Raw genomic sequence first — 22,368 nt, 5'->3', positions numbered from 1 at the left:
TAATGGAAGAAGCATACAATTTACATGTTGAAAACGAACAAATTGATTATATTTATCTTCCTGAAACAACTATTTTAAATGAAAAATATGCGATTGTAGAGAAATTAACTGAAAGAAGTAATCTATCAATTGTATATTTAGCAATAAATATTCAAACAAAACAAAGAGTAGTTGTTAAGGAGTTTTTTTCAGCAAATTTAGTATTAAGAGATTTAGATGGAATAAATATTGTATGTAAAAATAGTTTACATAAAGATAAGTTAGAAAATGAGAAAGAATCTTTTTTAAATGAAGCAAAGGTAATGCAAAAATTACAAAATAAAAATATTGCTAAATGTTATGATTATTTTAAGGAGAATAATACTGTTTATATAGTAATGAAGTATTATCCTGGAGAAACATTAACAGATTATTTGAGAAAAAATGATGATATTTCTATCAATGAATTTTTAGAAGATGTATATTTTTCTTTATTAAATGCCATTCATAGTATACATAAAGAGGGTTACATTCATAGAGATATAAAACCAGATAATATAATAATAAATCAAAATAAACCTATATTAATTGATTTCGGTTCGACAATTAATTATAAGAAAGAAGATCATGATAAAATCATTCTAACACCTGGATTTTCACCTATAGAATTTTATTCAACTAAGACAAAGCAAGGTATATATTCAGATATTTATAGTCTATCAGCTATTTTATATTATTTTTGTACTAAGACTATTCCCGATGAAGTTATAGACAGGATTATTGAAGATAATTTAATATCAGTAAATCATTTAAATAATCAGATATCTGATTATTTAAATGATTTCATAATGCGGAACTTATCACTTGATTATAATAAAAGAGATAAATCTCTTCACTTTTTTAAATTAAAACTATGGAAAGAATACTTAAAATTTAAATTTAAGAAAATAATTATGTAAACAAGTTATGGAAAGTAATGTTGTATGACGTAGAAATTAATAAATAATTAGATAAACTTAAATACTTATGTAATTTATATACAAATTAGAATAAACTAATCTGTAAATAACTTAGTAATAAATATGATTTTTAAGGTGTAAAATTTGAAATTTAACCATATTGTGTTATAATTATGAGCAGTATAGTATTTTTACATATACTGTCCATAATTATATTTAAGTTATAAATTACCTGTTAAGAATTAGAAATTTACTACAAACATATACTACATATAATAGCCATTAGATAAACCAATATATATACTTATAAAATAATATATACCAAAGTAAATAGAATGTAAGATAATAGATTAAAGGGAAGCGTTAAAAAAGTGAGGTGTTAATCCATGTTTAAAGACTGGTTTGGAAATAATAAGTCAAAGTATGTAACTGTTAAACGGCAAAAAGAGGATACTAAGCGGAAGAAGAAGCGAAAGAAAGGTAAAGGAAAGATAACCGATGAATTATGGACTAAATGTAAGAATTGTGGAGAAATTATCTTTAATAAAAAGTTAACAGAGAATTTAAAGGTATGTTTAGAGTGTGGTTATCATTTTAGATTGAATTCTCAAGAAAGACTTAAAATATTAATTGATGAGGATAGTTTTAAAGAATATGATGAAAATATAGAAACAACTAATCCTTTAGGTTTTCCAAAGTATGATAGAAAGTTGGATAAATACCAGCAGAAGACAGGCTTAAATGAAGCAGTAGTAACCGGTGAAGGAAAAGTTGGAGGATATGATGTAATTATATCTGTGATTGATGCAAGTTTTTTAATGGGAAGTATGAATTCAGTTGTAGGAGAAAAAATAACTAGAGCTATTGAATCTGCTTTAGCTAAGAACTCCCCACTAATTATTGTGTCTGGTGGAGGGGGAGGAGCCCGAATGTACGAAGGTATGTTATCTTTAATGCAGATGGCTAAAACAAGTTCAGCTTTAGCTAAGTTAGATGATGCTGGTCAGTTATTTATTTCAGTCTTAACTGATCCTACATATGGTGGTATTTCTGCTAGTTTTGCTTCATTAGGAGATATAATTATTGCGGAGTCAGATGCTAAGATTGGTTTTGCAGGTCCGAGAGTTATTAAGCAGACTATTAATAAGGATTTACCTCAAGGGTTTCAAACTGCTAAATTTCAATTAAAGCATGGTATGGTAGATAAAGTAGTTAATAGAGAGGAAATGAAAGACACTATAGTCAGAATTTTAGATATACATAGTCTGCGAGGTGAAGTTAATGCCTAAGAATGGTTTAGATTTTGAAAAACCTTTATTAGAATTAGAAGAAAAAATTAATGAACTTAAGCAATTTATGCAGGAAAAAGATATAGATTTAACAGAGGAAATTGAAACATTAAGAAATAAATCTAATCGTCTAAAAAAGCAAATTTTCTCTGAATTAGAGCCATGGCAAATTTTAAAATTAGCTAGGCATGCAGAACGGCCAACTACTTTAGATTATATTGAATTAATCTGTGATGATTTTATAGAATTTCATGGCGATAGAAATTATGGAGATGATCAAGCTTTAATTGGAGGAATAGCGAAGATTGATAGTCTACCACTAACTATAATTGGTCATCAAAAAGGGAAGAGTACCAAAGATAATATTAATCGTAATTTTGGTATGGCCCATCCTGAGGGGTATCGTAAAGCTTTACGATTAATGAAACAGGCTGAAAAATTTAATCGGCCGATTTTAGCTTTAGTAAATACTCCAGGAGCTTATCCAGGGATTGAGGCTGAAGAACGAGGTCAGGCAGAAGCTATAGCCAGAAATATGATGGAAATGGCGAGATTAGAAGTGCCGATTATTGTAGTTATTACTGGTGAAGGTGGAAGTGGAGGAGCGTTAGGAATTGGAGTTGGAGATAAAATAATGATGTTAGAGCATACGTATTATTCTGTATGTTCTCCAGAGGCTTGTGCAGCTATTCTATGGAAAGATTCAGCAGAAGCTAAGACGGCAGCGGAAGCATTGAAGTTAACAGCTGAAGACCTTTTAGATCTAGGTGTTATTGATGAAATAGTATCTGAACCATTAGGAGGAGCCCATAGAGATTTTGAAGAAAGTGCTAATCTACTTAAGGAAGCTATATTAACTAATCTACAAGAAATACAGAACCTCTCTATTCCAGAAATGTTAGAAAAAAGATATGATAAGTTTCGAAGAATAGGGGAATATATAGAACATAGCAGGATAGAAGCTACTAGTAATGAATAAGTTAATAGATGAGCTAATATAGATAAAAATTCATTATGTGGAGGTAATATTAATGAAGAAGATAGGTGTTTTAACTAGTGGAGGTGATGCTCCAGGGATGAATGCTGCCATTAGAGCTGTAGTTAGACAAGGGATATATGAAGGTTTAGATATAATAGGAATTAAACGGGGATATGCTGGAATTATTGATAGTGATTTTGAGGTAATGGAACGTGGTTCTGTCGCTGATATAATTCATCGTGGAGGAACTTTCCTTCATTCTGCTCGTTGTGAAGAGTTTAGAACTAAAAAGGGAAGAGAAAAAGCAATTGAGCAATTAAAGTATGGTGGGATAGAAGGGTTAGTAGTAATTGGAGGAGATGGTTCTTTTAAAGGAGCTCAATTACTTAGTCAGGAATCTGATATTAATGTAATTGGTGTTCCTGCTACAATAGATAATGATATTGCTTGTACAGATTATTCTATTGGATATGATACAGCAATGAATACAATTTTAGATGCGATTAATAAGATTAGAGACACAGCCACTTCTCATGAAAGAATCTTTGTAGTAGAAACTATGGGAAGACATTCTGGATTTTTGACTTTAATGTGTGGATTGGCTGGAGGAGCAGAATCAATTTTGATTCCAGAGATTGATTTTAGTATAGAGAATGTCTGTAAAAAGTTAAAGCATGGTTATGACCGAGGCAAATTACATAGTATTATCTTAGTTGCTGAAGGAATTGGGGATGATTTTAAGCCAAATCGTGATGTAAGTCACAGCAAAGCATTTGCTTTAAGTAAAGAGATTAGTAATAGAATGGGATTTGAAACTAGAGTAACTGTGTTAGGGCATCTACAGCGAGGTGGTGCTCCAACGGCTCAAGATAGAATTATGGCTAGTCGTTTAGGTGCAGTTGCTGTTAAATTACTCTTGAATGGAGAAACAAATAAAATGGTAGGAATAATACATGAAGAAGTTAAAAGTTTTAAAATTGAAGAGGCACTAGAAGGACAAAAAGAAATTGATAGAGATATTTATGAATTAGCAAATATTTTATCAATGTAATAATTAATAATATAACAACTAATGTAGTAATAAATAGAATAAAATTATTATATTAATTATAGAATAGAGGAGGGGTTTTAAAATGAGAAGAACAAAGATAGTATGTACTACTGGGCCGGCTAGTGATGATAAGAATATTCTATCTAAATTAATCGACAATGGAATGAATGTAGCTAGAATGAATTTTTCTCATGGGAATCATGAGGAACATAAAAAAAGAATTGATAATGTAAGAGATTTAGCAACTAAAAAAGAGAAGCCAGTAGCTATATTGCTGGATACTAAAGGTCCTGAAATTAGAACAGGTTTATTAAAAGATGATAAGAAGGTTACATTGGAAAAAGATCAAAAATTCACTTTAACTTCTAAAGATGTTGAAGGAGATAACCAAAAGGTATCTGTTAGTTATAAAGATTTACCTCAGGATGTAGAGCCTGGTGGATTTATTCTTATAGATGATGGATTAATTGAATTGCAAATAGAGAAAGTTTCTAAAACTGAGGTTGAATGTAAAGTAGTAAATGGAGGGGTATTAGGATCGCGCAAAGGAGTTAATTTACCAGGAATTTCCGTTAATTTGCCAGCAGTTACAAAGAAGGATACAGCAGATATCAAATTTGGTATTGAACAAGATGTAGATTTTATTGCAGCTTCCTTTATTCGGAAGGCAGCTGATGTATTGGAAATTAGACGTATTCTAGAAGAAAATAATGCGAATATTAAGATTATTTCTAAGATAGAGAATGAAGAAGGAGTAAGAAATATTGATGAAATTATAGAGGTTTCCGATGGTATCATGGTTGCCAGAGGAGATTTAGGAGTTGAGATTCCTACTGAAAAAGTACCAATGGCACAAAAGATGATGATCAGCAAGTGTAATACAGAGGGTAAACCGGTGATTACTGCTACTCAAATGTTGGACTCTATGATTCGAAATCCACGACCAACTAGAGCAGAAGCTAGTGATGTAGCAAATGCAATCTTTGATGGTACCGATGCTACTATGCTTTCCGGAGAAACAGCAGCTGGTGATTATCCAGTGGAAGCAGTTAAGACTATGGCTAAAATTGCAGAAGAGACAGAGGAGTCTCAAAGATATAAAGAACAGATGGTTCAAAAGAATCCAGTTCCACCACGAACAGTAACTGACTCAATCAGTTATTCAACTTGTGAGACTGCTCAAGACTTAGGTGCAGCGGCAATTATTACTTCTACTCGCTCTGGTCATACAGCTCGGATGGTTTCTAAATATAGACCACATGCGCCGATTGTAGCAACTACTCCAGTTAGAAAAGTATTTAATCAATTAATTTTATCCTGGGGAGTTAAGCCGGTCTTAGTAGAGAACACCACTTCTACAGATGAAATGTTAGATGCATCAGTAAAAGGAGCTTTAGATGCTGAATATGTTGAAACAGGAGATTTAGTAGTAGTAACGGCTGGAACTCCAGCAGGAGTGACAGGTACTACTAATTTACTTAAAGTACAGATTGTTGGTAAAGCAGTCTTAAAAGGATCAGGAATTGGAAAACAAGCTGCCAGTGGTCGAGTCTGTATAGCCAAGACGGCTAGTGAAGCAAATAAAAAGATGCGAGAAGGTGATGTATTAGTTACTTATGGTACAGACAAAGATTTTGTTCCGGCTATGGAAAAGGCAGTAGCAATAATTATTGAAGAACCAGGGTTAACTTCCCATGCTGCTATTGTAGGATTGAATTTAGGAGTTCCAGTAGTTGTAGGGGCTTCTAATGTAGTTGATGCATTAGTAGATGGTGACTTAATAACTGTAGATAGTGTTCGCGGTTTAGTCTATAAAGGAGAAGCTAATGTGTTATAAGAAATTGTAATATGTTAATAAATTCTTGTTAGGCACATAGTGATTTCACTATGTGCTTTTTACTTTAAAATAATGGAATTTTGACAATGATATTTAATTATGTTAAAATTTAAGCTAAGTTTAATAAGAGGAGTGGAGAAGACTCATGAATTTTACAAAGATGCATGGATTAGGTAATGATTTTGTATTAGTTAATGGCTTTGAAGAAGATATTAATGACTTAAATGAATTAGCACAACAGATTTGTGATAGACACTTTGGAGTAGGTGCAGATGGATTAGTTTTAATCTTACCTTCAGAAATAGAAGAAGCTGATTTTAGAATGAGAATTTTTAACCCTGATGGCAGTGAACCAGAGATGTGTGGAAATGCCATTCGCTGTTTTGGTAAATATGTATATGAAAATAGTTTGACTGATAAGAATAAGATTAAAGTTGAGACTTTAGCAGGAATCATAATTCCTGAATTAATATTTGAAGGTGATGAAGTAGAAGCTGTTAAAGTAGACATGGGTGAACCACGCTTACATAGTGATGATATTCCGATTACTGGGGTAGATAAAGATAAGGTAGTTAAAGAGAAATTAGATATAGATGGTGAAGAGTATGAAATAACAACTGTATCCATGGGGAATCCCCATTGTATGGTATTTGTTGATGATGCAGATGAATTTCCAGTTGCTGAAATAGGACCTAAAATTGAAGAACATCCTCGTTTCCCAGCTAAGACAAATGTAGAATTTATAGAAGTAGTAAACTCTGCAGAAATTAAGATGAGAGTTTGGGAAAGAGGAGCTGGAGTTACTTTAGCTTGTGGTACAGGTGCTTGTGGTTCTACGGTAGCTTCGATTTTAAATGAATTAACTGATAATAAAGTAGAAGTGCATTTATTAGGTGGTGACCTAACTATTGAGTGGGCTAAGAATAACCATGTTTATATGACAGGGCCTGCTGAAGAAGTGTTTATCGGTGAATGGAGAAAGTAAATTTTCAATTATGAGTCGTAAATTATAAAATTAGTTATTTAAGAAAAAATATTAAAGTAATGATTTTTAATAATTAAAAAGAATATAAGGAGGAAATGAGTATGTCAGAAGAGAGTTATATTCAACAATTATTTGCTGAAAGAATTGGTGGAGTACAGTTTGGTAAAGAAGATGTAATTTATAAATTTGAAAAGATTAAAAGAGCTAAGGCAGCAGCTAAGGAAGCACATCCAGATGTAGAATTAATCGATATGGGAGTTGGAGAGCCAGATTGGATGGCTGATGATGGAGTAATTGAGACTCTTTGTGAAGAAGCTAATGAATGGGAAAATAGAGGTTATGCTGATAACGGTATATTTGAATTTAAAGAAGCAGCTGCCAATTATATGGAAGAAGTATATGGAGTAGAAGGTTTAGACCCAGAGACAGAAGTTAATCATTCGATAGGTTCTAAACCAGCATTAGCTATGATTCCTTCAGCTTTTATCAATCCTGGTGATATTACAATTATGACTACTCCAGGCTACCCAGTAATGGGAACACATACAGAATGGTTAGGTGGCGAGGTTGTTAATTTACCATTATTAAAAGAGAATAATTTCTTACCACAATTAGATAGTCTTACTGATGATCAGAAAGAAAGAGCTAAATTACTTTATTTAAATTATCCTAATAATCCTACAGGAGCAGTAACTAATGAGGAGTTTCTTAAAGATGTAGTTGCGTTCGCAAAAGAAAATAATATTATTGTTATTTATGATGCGGCTTATGCAGCATTGACTTTTGATGGATATGAACCTTTATCATTCTTATCAATACCAGGTGCTAAAGAGGTAGGAATAGAGATTCAATCTTTATCTAAGGCTTTTAATATGACTGGATGGAGAATGGCTTTTATAGCTGGTAATCCGCTATTGGTTAATGCTTTTGTTACTGTCAAGGATAATAATGATTCTGGTCAGTTTAAAGCAATTCAACACGCTTGCACATATGCCCTAAACCATCCAGAAATTACTGAAAAGACTGCAGAGAAGTATTCAAGAAAACATGATATATTAGTTGCAGCGCTACAAGATATAGGTTTCGAAGCTACTAAACCACAAGGTTCTTTCTACCTTTATGTATCGATTCCAAAAGGAGTTAAAGGTGGGCCTAAATTTGAGACAGCAGAAGATTTCGCACAGTATTTAATTAAAGAGCATTTAATTTCTACAGTACCATGGGATGATGCTGGTTCTTTTGTTAGATTTTCAGTTACATTTATAGCTGACGGTGAAGAAGAAGAGAAAAGAGTTATTGAAGAGATTAAGAATAGATTATCTAGAGTTGAATTTGAATTTTAAAATATGATTTAGATTTTAAATCCCTAGGATATATATTCTAGGGATTTTTTAATGGAATTTAATGATAAAAATATAAAAAGTAGCAAAAAAAGAAGGAAAATAACACTTTATATTTAATATATTTAATACAATATAAAATAATTCTTAGTTAGAGAATAGTATTAATTTCCAAGGAGGGGTAGAGTTGTTAAAAAATAATTCATTAGAAGATTTATCAACAGAGGAGCTGGAGAAACGTCTAAAAGAAGAGAAGGATAAATATGAAGAACTTGAACAGGAGAAGGAATTTGTATTAGGACAGACAGGAATTCATCTACCTGGTAATACAAAACAAAAATATGACAATCAGTTAGATGAAATTCAAGAGAAGATTGATGAAATTGAGGAGATATTAGAGGATAATTAATAATTTTTATGAGCCACTAGGCATTGATACCTAGTGGCTATTTTTGATGTGTGCCCAGTAAATACAGAGTTAACAAGTGGAAATCTTGTCCGCGCTGTTTTCGTCGTGTCGGTGTGTGAAGTCAATAATGGTAGGGTGTCTGTCGTGAGATAGAATCTAAAGAACCTGAGACGTGAAGCTAGTCCGGAACAATATGTAAACCAGAGGTGGCATCTAACTATGATAACCCACCATCAAAATGGGGAAGTCCAATGTCGGTTTGGGGGAACAGGTGGCGCTGAATAAAACGCGAGATAACGAGAGTGTCCATGCCGAATAGTTAAGTGTGTTTAGGGTCGGAATGGTTATAAGGATTCTGTGATTGACCTGGGGAGGACCTGGTGTGTTTCTTATCAAAACTGATAAGAATAAATGGAGGTATAACCTGAAAGGGAAAGCCGAAATGATGCTTGACTAGGAGTCAGATGGTACCATAGTAGTGAAGATAGTTGGTCCAGTGATCATAGAGTAATTTATGTGAGGATAAAGCCAACTGGAGCGAAGGGATACCTACGTCATCGAAATTGAAAATTAGATAAGAGTGGTAATTTGTTATAGTAGTTTAGACATTGATGTATTCAATGAGACTGATGGATAGCGTAGAAAGGAAAACATAACTGGAAACGAGATAAGTCAGGAATACTACAACCTGAGTAGTGATATACTGGAGGGTGCGATTGGCGAAAGTCTAGAGACGTGGTCAGTAATATCATGAAAAAAATCAGAGGGGTAAATTACTGGATTATCAAATGGGAGATTGGTAAGTCGTGAAGGAAGGATAGGTGAGCAAGTGACTGAATGCACCTATTATACACTTAAAGATAGGATAACAAAGAAAATGAATATGCATTATGCAACAAAGACCGTAATAGAAAATGGAGGAAGTGCTGGGATAGATAGAGTAACAATTGAGGAATTTAGTGAAAACTATCAACAAAACATGAGAGAGTTATATAGGCAATTGAAAGAAGATAGATATGACCCATCACCGGTACTTAGAGTAATGATACCAAAAGATGATGGTCGAGAGCGCTCATTAGGAATACCCACAGTAAAAGATAGAATAGCACAAGCAACAGTCAAAAGAATAATGGAACCTATATTTGAAAAGATATTCTGTGATTGTTCTTTTGGATTTAGACCGGGAAGGTCACAAATGGATGCGATAAATAAAGTAGAAGAGTACAGAGAGCAAGGGTATAAATGGGTATTAGACGCAGACATCAAAGGATACTTTGATAATATAGACCATGAGCTATTAATGAAATTTATAACAAAGAGGGTAAATGATGGTTGGGTGTTAAGAATAATAAAGTCATGGCTAACAGCTGGAGTTGTGACTGAGGAAGGATATATCCCTTCAAAACAAGGGACACCTCAAGGAGGAGTAATATCTCCTTTATTAGCCAATATTTATCTTCATCAATTAGATAAAGTAATGACAGAAAGAGGATATAAGATAGTTAGATTTGCAGATGATTTTGTAATACTTACAAAATCTAAGAAGAAAGCTAAAAGAGCACTAGAGGTAGTAAAAGAGATAGTAGGAAAGAAACTAAAGCTCACTCTTCATCCAGAGAAAACGGTTATAACTAACTTTGGAAAAGGTTTTACATTCTTAGGGTTTGAATTTATAGCATGGCGTTATAAGCGTCCAAGAAAGAAAACTTTAAAACAATTCAAAAATAAAGTTAGAAAGAAAACCAAAAGACAACAACCTTGGCCAGTGGAAGTAATAATAGGAGAACTTAATCCTGTAATTAGAGGTTGGGGTAATTACTTTGGAAATGGGAATGTAAAGAGGCTTTTCAAAAGATTAGATGAGTGGATAAGAATGCGAATAAGGTCATATATAGAAAAGAGGAAAGCGATAAAACATCAAAACAGAAGAATCCCTAATGCCGTATTAAGGCAAAAGGGACTTAAATCATTACTTACCACATTGTCCTAACCAGAGTAAAATCCACATTCGTAGTAATGCGGAGATGAAGACTTACTCCTTGGAAAGGGGCAACGATGACGAAAAGCTGTATACGGGAGAACCGTACGTGCAGTTTGATGAGAGGTCCCAGCCGAAAGGCTGGTCCTACTCTATATAATAAATTTTATAGGAAAACAATACCAAATAAGAGGTGATATGAATTGTCATTCTTCTGCTCGAGGGAAGAGATTAGTCCAGACTAGAATAAAAGAACGAATTTTGCATAGGTTTAAAGAAGAATCAGATATTGAATTTGCATATTCTACATGGCGAGTTTATAATCATGAACAAGATAAGAAAGATTCGAAAGATGAACATTTTACAGTTACAGAAGACTAAAATAGAGTTTTGAGTGAGGAAATAAGTGATACTAATTTAGGCATGTTTCTATTAAGAGGCATGCTTTTTTATATTATATAAGAAAAAACGAATTATCTATATTTGCACAAAGTTATAGTTTCTGCATTATAATATAATAGAAACTAAATTGGAGATGAAAGGAGGAATATAAATGAATATTTTAGATACTATCATTACTGTTTTAGGTATGTTATCTACTGCAATTATTGTTTTAGTTAAATTAAAACCAGGTTTAGATGATTATTTTAGAAAAGGAACTCCTATTTTAGCTGAAATTGATGATATAATTGATGCTATATTATTAGAATTTCCTAATAATGATAAATTAAAGACTATCAATGATATTTTAGATAAATTATTAAGTGAGTTAAAAGAAGTAGGTTATGAATTAGATAATGAAAGCAAGAAGAAGATAGAGAATAGATTAAAGGCTAAGATTAAACGAGAAGGACTTAGGTTAGATATAGACCATAAATCTGGAAGATATATGATTAGATATGATAAAAACTTTTAAATAAATTGTATCTCTTTACGACCTAAATTGCATTTTCACATCATAGACTATATAATAAGGTATACTATCATATTAGAGAAGGTGAAATTAATGTTTGCAAAGCTACTCTTATTGTTTACTGTGGTACCTATGATTGAATTGACATTATTAATTAAGCTAGGCGGTTATGTAGGTTTCTTGCCAACTGTAGGTTTAGTAGCATTAACAGGAGTAATTGGGGTTTCAATAGCTAGAAGTCAAGGTTTTTTAGTCATCAATAAGATTCGTAGTTCTTTATCGACAGGACAATTACCAGCAGACAGTTTGATTGATGGGCTTTTAATTTTAATTGGAGGAGCTATGTTATTAACTCCTGGATTACTAACGGATGTCACAGGTTTTAGTTTAGTAATTCCTACTACTAGAAAGTCTATTCGTAAAATAGTTAAAGAAAAATTTAGTAAACAAATTAAAAAAGGAAATGTAAGTTTTAGTTTTTTTGATAGTAGTAATCAAAACCAAAAAAAGAAACATTATCAAACACAAGATTGGGAAGAGTCACAAGAACAAGATGAAGAGTGGGATGGAGTCTCTGAATCTATAGATGTAGAATATGAAGAAATAAATGAAAATTAACAATTAGTATTTAAGAGGATTTAGGAATTCAAATTTCTAAATCCTCTCTTAATTTAAGTACAGCTTCATCTTTCTTTTTAGCTTCTATCATAACGTCAAATTCATAATCATTGGCTAAGTCTAAAAAAGTTTTAAATTCTTCTGGATTTATATAATCTGCATGACGCTTAGGATGTTTTTTACTACGAGGACTAGAAAAATGAATTTTAGGTGTTCGGTCAGTCCATGTAGCAAAAATACCTTCCAAATATTCTTTTAGTTTCTCTCCTTGATTATAGCAGTTATGATGATGAACGTCTAGAACCATAGGTATTTTTAATTCTTGACATATTTCTAATACATCACCAATTGAATAAGAAGTGTCATCATTTTCTAATACTAATCCTTGTTGGATATCAGAACTTAATTTTTTGAAATTGGTTATAAATCGTTCTTTAGCTTTATTTTTTTCTCCATAAACTCCTCCAACATGAGTTACCATCTTAGCTGTAAAATCTAAGTTCATAGCATTTAAAACATTATTATGATATTCTAAATCAGCTTTAGAATTTTCAAATACATCTTCTTTAGGAGTGTTAATCACAGTATACTGACCAGGGTGGGTGCTGGCTTTTAAATTATTCTTTTTAATAACTCTACCAACTTTTGCAAACTCATCAGAACATTCTTCTGTATAATTCCATATCTGTCCTAATTCATGGGTGGCTAAAGGTACAAGTTGAGAAGAAAATCGATATAATTTAATATCTTCCGCAATATTATGCCATAAGAGCCGTAAGGTGTTTTGTAAATTTTCTTTAGTGATTTTTTTCAATTTCCATTTACGAACATCTAAATCATCAATAGTTTTAAAATGCTTAACAGTAGTAGTTTTAGCTGTAGAACAGTCTTTAATTTTAGTACTAATACAGGCATATCCAAAGTCTATATTCATTATTTCACCTACTTGTGTTATTTTATATTGTATTGAAGTGTTTTTAAGCTTAATTGATTAGAAAGTAGTCATTAATTTGTCTTTTACTTTATCCTGTAGATAAACATTAGAGAATTCTGTAGTTCTTTTTGTTGATTCATATTTATTATAGCCTACTGCTTTGCATTTATTGCAAACATCATATGGTAGAATAATTGCTCTAATTTTACCAAAATGACTAGGTCTAGCATTAGAATCAATAATTATTAAGCCAGAACAGTCAGGACAAAGTTTAATCTTTATTTGTTGTTCTTCTTGGATTTGGTCAGTATCATAATAGATGTTCTGTCTAGTAGTATAATAAGGTGTATTACCGAATTGTTCTGTGATATCAACCTTATTTCTATTCTTCCAAACAGTTAATAACTTTTCTACTCGTTTTTTAATAGTATCGGTAATCTGTTCATCTTGATTTATAATATTTTGATTATAGTCTGGTTCTTGAATGTAACTATAATCTAAACCAGCCATAGCCAAGATAATTCCTACATTAACATATGGAAGGGCTGATTCAATAGAGTAGCCTCCTTGTAATATAGCAATGTCAGGGTTTAATTTTTCATTTAACTTAGCATAACCTTGAGCAGTTATTTTCATTCTAGTCAAAGGATCACTATAATGATTATCTTGACCTGCAGCATTAATAATTAAATCAGGTTTAAAGTCATCTAGAATAGGTAGTATTAAATTATCTAAGGCATAATGTAGTCCTTGGTCAGTAGTGTTAGGTGGAAGTGGTAGATTAATTGTTTTGGCAAAAGCCCCTGGACCTCCTAATTCATTCATAAAACCTGTACCAGGAAAGAGACTACGACCATCTTGATGAATAGAGATATGTAAAATTTGTGGATCATTATAAAATACATTCTGAGTCCCATCGGCATGATGGGCATCTGTATCTACAAAAGCTATTTTTAAATCATTCCCATACTTTTGACGCAAATATTCAACCATGATTGCTTCATTATTGATAGTACAAAAGCCTCTAGCTCCATGTACTATTCTAAAAGCATGATGTCCAGGCGGACGAATGATTGCAAAAGCTGAATCTACTTTATTCTCCATTACTAACTCTCCAGCTTTAATAGCTCCTCCTGCTGAAATAAGATGTGGTTTACTAACAATTGATTCAGTGTCAGGAACACAGATATGAGTTCTATTTATATCTTCAATATTAGCTACTAATGGGTTGTATTCTTTAATTCCTTCAATATCTAATAATCCTTCTTCTAAGACTTGGTCTTTGGTATATAATAATCTTTCTTCCCGTTCAGGGTGTGTTGGTGAGATAGACCAATCAAAAGCAGGAAAGAAGATTAAGCCAAGAGAATTTTTTGCTTTAATTTGCATATGATCACCTCCAGGTAATTAAGCCAGGTTTAAGCTGGGCAGTAACTTTTATAATTTTTCCTATAGTATTAAAGCCTCTAACTAGATTAAAGGTTTCAGTATTGCTGATTTCTATTTGTTTTTGTGGAGTAATAGTACTTTCTCTTAATTTTTCTTTAATTAAGGATTGGGCAATCTGCAAGTTGAACTCTTGATTTATACTTTCTTTTATACTTAATTCAGGGATATTATAGTATCCTTGAGAGGTATCAGCATATAATGTGCATTCTTGAGTAACTCGAGATAAAGCAGCCCCGATAGCATTGGCTATATTTGCATTATCCGGGGTAATATAATCCATATTTAACTCACTTGCTAATCTAGGTGTTAAAGCTTTAGCTGGACCTCCGATGCCTACTAATTTAGTCGGCTGGATATTAGTATTATCTAGTAATTTATTAATAGTATAAACTGGTTGATTATTTAATTCTGTTAAGATATTATCAATTTTAGCTTTGATTTCTTGGCAGAATTTTTTAATGATTTTATTTGCTAATTCTGGAATAGATAAATTCAATTCTTTAGCCAGAGGCTGTAGACTGGTTTTAGCAGCTTCTTTATTACCTTTCTGAGTTAGATTTAAAATTACTAAAGCATCTGTTGGAGTAGGATTATTACCACCAAAAGCAGCAGCTGGACCTTGACGTTTAGGACCTATTTTTAATTTGCCGTTTTTGATTTGAATTAAACTATCTCCTCCACAATCTACAGATTTATTATATAATCCACGAATTGAAGTTTTATATTTATTTATTTTTATTCCTTTTGGTTTAAAGAGTGGTTCTTTGTCAATGAATAGAGATATATCAGTAGTTGTCCCACCGATATCTATACCTAAAGTAGTTTCGTAGGTATCAGTTAGAGCTAAAATCCCCATAATGCTAGCCGCTGGGCCTGAATTGATACTTTCTACTGGTAAATTATTTGATTTAATTAAAGGCATAGTACCTCCATCAGCTTTTAAAATATAAACTGGAGATTTAATATTTAATTCTTTTAGCCCGTCTTGAATAGCAGTAGTGAATTCAGTTTGAGTTTGTTGAACTAGACAGTTAAGGTATGTAGTAGCTATACGTCTAGGATAATTTAATCGACCAGTAAGTTGATGACTTAAACTAATGACTTCAATTTCTGTAAATTCTTTTTTAATTAAATTTTTAATCTCTAATTCATGTTTAGGGTTTCGAGTAGAGAACTTACCACATACTCCTACTCTATCAATTCCTATTTTAATAAATTTTGCAAGAGTTTTTTGTACTTCTTTTTTATTTATATCTTGAACTTCACTCCCACGATGATCAATAGAGCCTGTAACAACTTCAACATGTTGGGCATAATTATGTAATTTAGGATTAATACCAGGACCAGGAATTAATAATAATCCTGCTGGTTGATAATTTTGTTCAGCAATTACATTTGTAGCTAAAGTAGTGCTTAAAACAATTCTATCCAATTCTTTTGCTTTCAAGTTAGAAGTTAGAGTTTGGCAACCAGTCAAAATTGTATTAGTTAATTCTTGATGTTGAGTAGTTAGTTTAATAGATTTAATAATTTCGTTATTATCATTAAGTAGTACTCCATCAGTATGAGTTCCACCAATATCAATTCCTAATTTCATTTAATTCACCTCCATCATTTTAATTTAATTCTAGATTACATATATTATTCCTTTAAATGCGCAATGGTCTTTTTTATTTTCACAAGTAAAGCTTTTTTGAATATAAATATAATGAACTAAACTGTTAAAGGAGTGAAAAAAATGCTAGGGGATTCATTTGAAGAGTCAATTTTAACTAAAAAGAAGAGAATTCATGAATTGGTTAATAATGCAGAAGAAGAGTCAAAATTAAGTGATATTACAGAATTAGTTACTCCCATTTTATTGAAATTAAATATAATTTTAGAAAGGCAAGATTCAGAACGCAATGTGTCTAAATTAATTTACAAATTTATTAATATTATTAATAATCAACAATATTATAGAGCCGATATCATATTAAATCAAATAAGAACTAAACTATTACAAGAAGAGTTAGAAGGGGCTAAACTATTTTCATTGGAAGCAAAGTACTACTTAAATATACTAGAAGGTGGGGATATAACAGAATACTTAAATGATTTAGCCAAAGAATATAGAAAGCTTTCATATTATTCAGTAGCTGAATTCTTATATGAGGTTATGTTAGATAATGACCAATCAAGTAGTAACTGGGTTTATAATGGATTAGGTCAGCTTTATTGGCAACAAGGAAAAGATTTAATTAAAAATGTAACTAATAATAAAAAGATGACTGATAAAGTTCAAGAAGAAGCAAAAGGATATTTAGAAGCAGCTATTAGATTTTACGAAGAAGCAATAGAGGTTTCAGATTCAGAGGTAGTTCTTTCTGATCTGGCTAAAGGTGAAAGCTATGTAGGAATGGCCAAGTGTCATTTTGCTTTAAAAGAGGTTGAGTTAGCAATGGAAAATTGTGAAAAAGCAATTGCTTTAGATGAAGATAATTATTATGCTTATATTACTTTGGGTAAAATTTATAATAGGTTAGCTAAGCAGGATAAGACTAAAGCTAAGCAAAGAGAAAAGATCTTAGAGATAGCTGAAAGAAAGGTAAAAAGGATGGCTAATAATCTTTGGGTTAATTCAGTTGTAGCAGAAACTCAGAATAAATTGAAAGAAGCAAAGATATATTGGCAATATTTAATAGAAATTAATGCAGATTATAGTGAGATAAGTAAAAATAAGTTAAATCAATATTATTAATAAAATTGATTTCGAATTTGAATAAATTTTAGTAATTATTAGGAGTAACATATTTAAACAGCTTTTCATAATATATAATAAATTAATATTTGAAGGAGGGGAGAAGATGCCTTTTGAAGATTTATTAGAAGAACAGATTGGTGATTATGTAGAAGTTATCATTACTGCTGGAGAAGGATGTTGTTTACAAGAAGGAATTTTATGTAGAATAGGCTTAGATTACATTACTTTAATTGACGATGATGTGCGAGTAGAAATACCTTTCGATTCAATAGCAGCAGTTAGAAAGTTAGCTGGTGGAGCACCATTTGATGAAGTAGAAGCATAGATTAAAAAAGACTGAAGAATCAGAAGGTAATATTACCTTCTGATTCTTTTTGGATATTATTCTTCAGTATTATCATTATTACTTTCCTGGGGTACCCCTCCAGCTTGAATAATAATAGCTGCAATTCTATCAACAGGAATTTCTATAATGGTTAAAGAGTTGATTAAAATTATAAAATCAGACTCAACTTGACACAGAATTCCTTCGAAACAGCCATCATCACAACAAGTTGTAACTGCAATTTTAATAAAATCTCCAAGATGGTTAAGTAATTGCTGTTGAAAAGAATATCCCACTTGGTTAAGGTGTGATATTTTATTATCAATATTTAATTTTGGATTTCGATTACTTGATATATTTAGGGAATGGTCGTCTTTTATATTGGTTAATTCTTCTATATTATTATTATTATTGGAGGAATTATTAGATTCAGATTCGTTATTAATGAGTTTGTCATTATTATTAGTTTGATTTTCATTTTGATCGTCAGTTTTATCATATTGTTCTAATTCTTCATTTGTATTTTTATTGTCCAATGAATTGTTGTTATCTTCATTTTGATTTGTAGTTGATTTATTATTTTTTGGATTGACATCTTTAAACCAGATTTTCTTTTTAGAAGACTTTCGTCTAGACCTATATTGATCATTATTCATAATTTTCACCTCTTAGATGAGTACTTACTCTCTTTTATAATAATATAGTTAAAGAATATAAAATATGAATAATTTTAAATATAAATAGATAATTTTATTTTTTTGCAGGAGTGGTAATCTTTTAATAGAAAATGTAAACTTAAGGGAAGTAATTAAAATTTATGAAGTTACTTATAAATTATTTTTTATTACATAATATAAGGTTACAAAGGAGGAATCATGGTGAATAGATATCAAGAAGAAGGATGGAAAGAAGAGATGCGAATTAAATTAGATGTAAATAATATGTTTGTAGATCAAGTAGGTAAAAAGAATGGTTTTACTAAAGAAAAAGTAAATGATTTACAAGATAAATTAACTGCAGCTCATCAAGCAATCCAAGAAGCGAAAGAAGATGGGCAATTAGGGTTTATGGAATTACCTTATACACAAAAAACGATAATTAAGGAAATGAAAGAGTTTGCAGAACAGAAGAAAGGTGAATTTAAAAACTTTGTAGTTTTAGGAATTGGGGGTTCAGCTTTAGGAACTATAGCTTTACATACAGCTTTAAATCATTCATATTATAATTTGAATGAAGAAGCTAGAAAAGGACATCCTAGGTTATTTGTCCTTGATAATGTTGACCCTACTAGATTGAAAAGTTTATTACAAACATTAGATTTAGAAGAGACTATATTTAATGTGATTTCAAAATCTGGCGGAACTGCAGAGACTATGAGCGAGTTTTTATTAGTTAGAGATTTAGTTGCTAAAGAATTAGGTGAAGATAAAGTAGCTAACCATTTTATTGCTACTACAAGTGAAGATACAGGTAATTTAATTAAGATAGCTAAACAAGAAGGAATAAAAACTTTCTATATTCCTGAAAATGTAGGAGGTAGATTTTCAGTACTAACTCCAGTAGGTTTGGTACCAGCAGCATTTTGTGGTATTAATATAGAAGAATTATTAGCAGGCGCAGAATATATGGACCAAATTTGTAAAACAGATGATATCTGGCAGAACCCAGCTTACTTAAATGCAACGTTGCAGTATTTAGCTGACCAAGCTGGTAAATCTATGTCAGTAATGATGCCTTATGTTCATGGTTTAAAAGATGTAGCAGATTGGTATCGACAGCTTTGGGCTGAATCATTAGGGAAAAGAGAAAATAGAGCGGGTGAGGTAGTAAATGTAGGTCCAACCCCAATCAAAGCTTTAGGAGCAACTGATCAACATTCACAAGCACAGTTATATATGGAAGGACCATATGATAAGGTTATTACATTTTTAACTGTAGATAATCATGAGGAAGATGTTACTATTCCTGGAGGATACTCAGAAATTAGTGGTGTATCTTATTTAGGTGGACATACTTTTAATCAATTAATTAAAACTGAGCAGTCAGCTACTGAATTGGCTTTAACTAAGAATCAACGTCTAAATTGTACTATTTCTTTGCCAGAGGTTAATGAATTTACTATGGGCCAATTATTTTATATGTTTGAATTACAGACTGCTTTTGCTGGCGAATTATATAATATTAATGCCTTTAATCAACCTGGAGTAGAGTTAGGTAAGAATTATACTTATGGCATTTTAGGTAGAGAAGGTTATGAGGATATGAAAGCAGAGTATGATAATAAATCAGAAAAGAATAGTAATTTAATAATTTAACGTATTACGAAAACAAATCATACCTTTCAAGAATAGGACACCTACTAGTAGGTGTCCTATTTTTTTACTCATTTTTGGAATTGTTTAATTTTTCAGATAGACGTTCTTCAGAAGCCTTAATAATATCTTTTAAAGCACCACGTCCAGTTGCACCATATTCACTAGCTGGAGAACCGAGGATTACTTCATCATTAAAACGACCTGCTTGTTGAGCAAGGTTGAATTCATATTCTTCTGGACCAATCTCTTCTCCCATACCTTGACCTGGGAAGTGTACTTGTCCTAATCTAACATCTTGAGATTCTTCATCATCATTATTTGCTTTAACTGAATCTGAAATTTCTTCTACTACTTCAGTACTATTTGGAGTATGATTAATCTCTAAATTTTCATCTTCAATCCTATTTTTTGTCATATATAATATTCACCTCCTTAAAGTTAGTTTATAGTTAAAATCAAAAAAAATGTTGGGATTTTATGTTAAAATTATTGTTAAAATATAACTAGTGTTGCATAAGTATAATTATCTTTTTTATTAGGTTATAATAGAGATACTGTCTAAAATTTATAAATAAATTACAGATAAAGTAATTAAGTAAAATTTTCAAGAAGGATTTATTAAAAAAATCACGAAATAATATATAATGGACATGTATAATAATAAAAGAGATGGTTTCTGATGGTTTAAGGGGGTAAAATGGTGAAACGGAAAAGAAGGTATGTATTTTGTTTATTGGTTGTTGTAATATTATTATGCAATATATATGCAGTAGCCATGGCTTCGGGTTTAGGAATTAGAGATTTACAACGGGGAATGATGGGATATGATGTTAAACTGCTCCAGCAGAAGTTAAATGATTTAGGATATGATATTTCAGTTGATGGTAATTTTGGTGAAAATACTGAGATTGCAGTTGAAAATTTCCAAGAAAAGAATGGTTTAATAAGTGATGGGATAATCGGAGGAAAAACACTCTTTTATTTAAAAAATTCAAAAAATAATTTAGAATATATAGTTAAATCTGGTGACTCGCTATATATGTTAGCTAATAAATATGACACTTCTATAGGGAGATTACAAGAGGTTAATGAGCTTTCTAGTTCAACAATTTATGTAGGACAGAACTTAATAATACCAGATACTGCTTTAGGTGGTGGAGATCAGGAAAATCCTTATATAGTTATTGACTATAGAGTAAAGAGAGGAGATTCCTTATCTAAATTAGCTAAGAGTTATAATAGTGATATTGAAAAACTTATGGATATAAATAACTTAGCAAGTTCTAGGATTAAAGTTGGTCAGGAATTAAAAATTCCTCGTGAATTAGAGATGACTATTACTAATGATAAGTCAACAGATGCAGTTAATTATAATCGATCAAATTTTATTTGGCCGGTAAAGAATGGCAGAATATCTTCAGCATATGGACGGAGAGTCAATCCAATTACTAGGCAAAGTCAATTACATGGGGCACTAGATATAGCTCTTTCGCAAGGAACTCCAGTTAAGGCTGCAGCAACTGGAAAGGTTTTAACTAGTTCCTGGGTTAGTGGTTATGGTAGAACAGTCATTATTAGACATAATAATCGCACTAAGACATTATATGCTCATAATTCACGTTTAGTAGTCAAACGAGGTCAACATGTTCAACAGGGGCAAATTATAGCTAGGTCAGGTAATACTGGTCGTAGTACTGGACCACATTTACATTTTTCAATTTTAATTAATGGTAAACCAGTTAATCCATTAAAGAGATTGCCGCATAAATATTAATTATAAATTAGTAGTTTATATAATATAAATATAAATAGGTATGCTAAATAATTAAGACCTTAATTCATGAAATATGGATTAGAGTCTTAATTATTTTATTAGTTGATGAAATAATTTAAAATAAAAGCAGGAGTTTAAACATATATATAGAATATAAGTATTAGAAGCTGTTGTGAAAAAGTTCACTTTCACAATTTAATTCTACAAACATATTATAATGAATGATTAACAATTAAAATCCACTTACTAATATAAGTATAAATATAATTGAGTTGAAGATGAGAATTTAGCATATTATTCAATTACTATTGTTATTATAATTAGAAAAATTGGAAAAAGGGGTGATATCAATGTTCTGTATTATTTGTGGTAAAGAAATATCAGATGAGCAGTTTGGGAATACATGTGCTAGTTGTGAGAAGGAAGTGAATAAATTATCACAAGAGATGTTGAAATCAAAAAAGCAAATTAATTTTCGTCAGTTAAGAAAG

At 31.2% G+C, this 22,368-nt stretch carries 21 protein-coding genes; 16 read left to right on the top strand and 5 right to left on the bottom strand.

The genetic code is table 11. From position 1 onward, the window contains the following. The first annotated feature begins 2 nt into the window (after positions 1 to 2). The 12 genes from B5D41_RS11645 to B5D41_RS11590 all read left to right on the top strand — a co-directional run bounded on the left by B5D41_RS11645 (position 3) and on the right by B5D41_RS11590 (position 12,337). A complete protein-coding gene (locus B5D41_RS11645; RefSeq protein WP_078810826.1) occupies positions 3 to 938 on the top strand; it encodes a serine/threonine protein kinase in 936 nt (311 codons plus the stop codon). A gap of 386 nt (positions 939 to 1,324) precedes the next feature. Further along, positions 1,325 to 2,227 (top strand): acetyl-CoA carboxylase, carboxyltransferase subunit beta, encoded by a 903-nt coding sequence (gene accD, locus B5D41_RS11640; protein ID WP_078810825.1) that lies wholly within the window; start codon positions 1,325 to 1,327, stop codon positions 2,225 to 2,227. After that, positions 2,220 to 3,206, top strand: coding sequence for an acetyl-CoA carboxylase carboxyl transferase subunit alpha (gene accA, locus B5D41_RS11635; RefSeq protein ID WP_078810824.1), 987 nt, complete (start codon positions 2,220 to 2,222; stop codon positions 3,204 to 3,206). The genes accD and accA overlap by 8 nt, the downstream gene beginning before the upstream one ends. A 52-nt stretch (positions 3,207 to 3,258) precedes the next feature. Then, complete coding sequence (gene pfkA, locus B5D41_RS11630; RefSeq protein WP_078810823.1) at positions 3,259 to 4,257, top strand: 6-phosphofructokinase; 999 nt, start codon at positions 3,259 to 3,261, stop codon at positions 4,255 to 4,257. An 82-nt stretch (positions 4,258 to 4,339) separates the two neighbouring features. After that, positions 4,340 to 6,094, top strand: coding sequence for a pyruvate kinase (gene pyk / locus B5D41_RS11625; protein ID WP_078810822.1), 1,755 nt, complete (start codon positions 4,340 to 4,342; stop codon positions 6,092 to 6,094). A 145-nt stretch (positions 6,095 to 6,239) separates the two neighbouring features. Next, on the top strand, positions 6,240 to 7,079 hold the full coding sequence (dapF, locus tag B5D41_RS11620) for a diaminopimelate epimerase (protein WP_078810821.1): 840 nt from the start codon (positions 6,240 to 6,242) through the stop codon (positions 7,077 to 7,079). 101 nt (positions 7,080 to 7,180) lie between these two features. Beyond that, the gene (locus B5D41_RS11615) at positions 7,181 to 8,422 is read left to right on the top strand and encodes an LL-diaminopimelate aminotransferase (RefSeq protein WP_200806471.1); all 1,242 of its coding nucleotides are present in this window, start codon (positions 7,181 to 7,183) and stop codon (positions 8,420 to 8,422) included. A 184-nt stretch (positions 8,423 to 8,606) separates the two neighbouring features. After that, positions 8,607 to 8,828 (top strand): hypothetical protein, encoded by a 222-nt coding sequence (locus tag B5D41_RS11610; RefSeq protein ID WP_078810819.1) that lies wholly within the window; start codon positions 8,607 to 8,609, stop codon positions 8,826 to 8,828. Between the two features lie 877 nt (positions 8,829 to 9,705). Continuing rightward, a complete protein-coding gene (gene ltrA, locus B5D41_RS11605; RefSeq protein WP_078810839.1) occupies positions 9,706 to 10,818 on the top strand; it encodes a group II intron reverse transcriptase/maturase in 1,113 nt (370 codons plus the stop codon). Between the two features lie 186 nt (positions 10,819 to 11,004). Further along, positions 11,005 to 11,187 (top strand): hypothetical protein, encoded by a 183-nt coding sequence (locus tag B5D41_RS11600; protein ID WP_078810818.1) that lies wholly within the window; start codon positions 11,005 to 11,007, stop codon positions 11,185 to 11,187. Positions 11,188 to 11,359: 172 nt separating this feature from the next. Next, positions 11,360 to 11,722: a hypothetical protein gene (locus tag B5D41_RS11595; protein ID WP_234983949.1), complete on the top strand. Its 363-nt coding sequence runs from the start codon at positions 11,360 to 11,362 to the stop codon at positions 11,720 to 11,722. Between the two features lie 90 nt (positions 11,723 to 11,812). Beyond that, a complete protein-coding gene (locus B5D41_RS11590; RefSeq protein ID WP_078810817.1) occupies positions 11,813 to 12,337 on the top strand; it encodes an FxsA family protein in 525 nt (174 codons plus the stop codon). A gap of 28 nt (positions 12,338 to 12,365) precedes the next feature. On the opposite strand, the gene uvsE is transcribed toward B5D41_RS11590, so the two are convergent. From uvsE to B5D41_RS11575, 3 genes are read right to left on the bottom strand one after another with little or no spacing between them, the layout of a single operon-like run. Continuing rightward, positions 12,366 to 13,271 (bottom strand): UV DNA damage repair endonuclease UvsE, encoded by a 906-nt coding sequence (gene uvsE / locus B5D41_RS11585; protein WP_078810816.1) that lies wholly within the window; start codon positions 13,269 to 13,271, stop codon positions 12,366 to 12,368. A gap of 57 nt (positions 13,272 to 13,328) precedes the next feature. Next, the gene (locus tag B5D41_RS11580; RefSeq protein WP_078810815.1) at positions 13,329 to 14,660 is read right to left on the bottom strand and encodes a histone deacetylase family protein; all 1,332 of its coding nucleotides are present in this window, start codon (positions 14,658 to 14,660) and stop codon (positions 13,329 to 13,331) included. A gap of 4 nt (positions 14,661 to 14,664) precedes the next feature. Beyond that, positions 14,665 to 16,317, bottom strand: coding sequence for a hydantoinase/oxoprolinase family protein (locus B5D41_RS11575; protein WP_078810814.1), 1,653 nt, complete (start codon positions 16,315 to 16,317; stop codon positions 14,665 to 14,667). 141 nt (positions 16,318 to 16,458) lie between these two features. Between B5D41_RS11575 and B5D41_RS11570 the strand changes: the two genes are divergently transcribed. Together B5D41_RS11570 and B5D41_RS11565 are read left to right on the top strand one after the other, a co-directional pair. After that, positions 16,459 to 17,460: a tetratricopeptide repeat protein gene (locus B5D41_RS11570; protein ID WP_078810813.1), complete on the top strand. Its 1,002-nt coding sequence runs from the start codon at positions 16,459 to 16,461 to the stop codon at positions 17,458 to 17,460. 106 nt (positions 17,461 to 17,566) lie between these two features. Further along, positions 17,567 to 17,788, top strand: a complete 222-nt coding sequence (locus tag B5D41_RS11565; protein ID WP_078810812.1) for a hypothetical protein — start codon at positions 17,567 to 17,569, stop codon at positions 17,786 to 17,788. Between the two features lie 56 nt (positions 17,789 to 17,844). Here the strand turns inward: B5D41_RS11565 and B5D41_RS11560 are convergent, their stop codons facing one another. Next, positions 17,845 to 18,444, bottom strand: a complete 600-nt coding sequence (locus B5D41_RS11560) for a hypothetical protein (RefSeq protein WP_078810811.1) — start codon at positions 18,442 to 18,444, stop codon at positions 17,845 to 17,847. A 219-nt stretch (positions 18,445 to 18,663) separates the two neighbouring features. On the opposite strand from B5D41_RS11560, the gene B5D41_RS11555 reads away from it, so the two are divergent. Continuing rightward, the gene (locus B5D41_RS11555; RefSeq protein WP_078810810.1) at positions 18,664 to 20,103 is read left to right on the top strand and encodes a glucose-6-phosphate isomerase; all 1,440 of its coding nucleotides are present in this window, start codon (positions 18,664 to 18,666) and stop codon (positions 20,101 to 20,103) included. Positions 20,104 to 20,167: 64 nt separating this feature from the next. Here B5D41_RS11555 and B5D41_RS11550 read toward each other — a convergent pair whose 3' ends face one another. Then, positions 20,168 to 20,518: a hypothetical protein gene (locus tag B5D41_RS11550; RefSeq protein ID WP_078810809.1), complete on the bottom strand. Its 351-nt coding sequence runs from the start codon at positions 20,516 to 20,518 to the stop codon at positions 20,168 to 20,170. Between the two features lie 285 nt (positions 20,519 to 20,803). On the opposite strand from B5D41_RS11550, the gene B5D41_RS11545 reads away from it, so the two are divergent. Then, positions 20,804 to 21,877: a peptidoglycan DD-metalloendopeptidase family protein gene (locus tag B5D41_RS11545; RefSeq protein ID WP_234983948.1), complete on the top strand. Its 1,074-nt coding sequence runs from the start codon at positions 20,804 to 20,806 to the stop codon at positions 21,875 to 21,877. The last annotated feature ends 491 nt before the right edge of the window (positions 21,878 to 22,368 follow it).

The sequence above is a fragment of the Selenihalanaerobacter shriftii genome, assembly GCF_900167185.1.
Lineage (GTDB): Bacteria > Bacillota > Halanaerobiia > Halobacteroidales > Acetohalobiaceae > Selenihalanaerobacter > Selenihalanaerobacter shriftii.
This window is presented reverse-complemented; position numbering and strand designations above follow the sequence as displayed.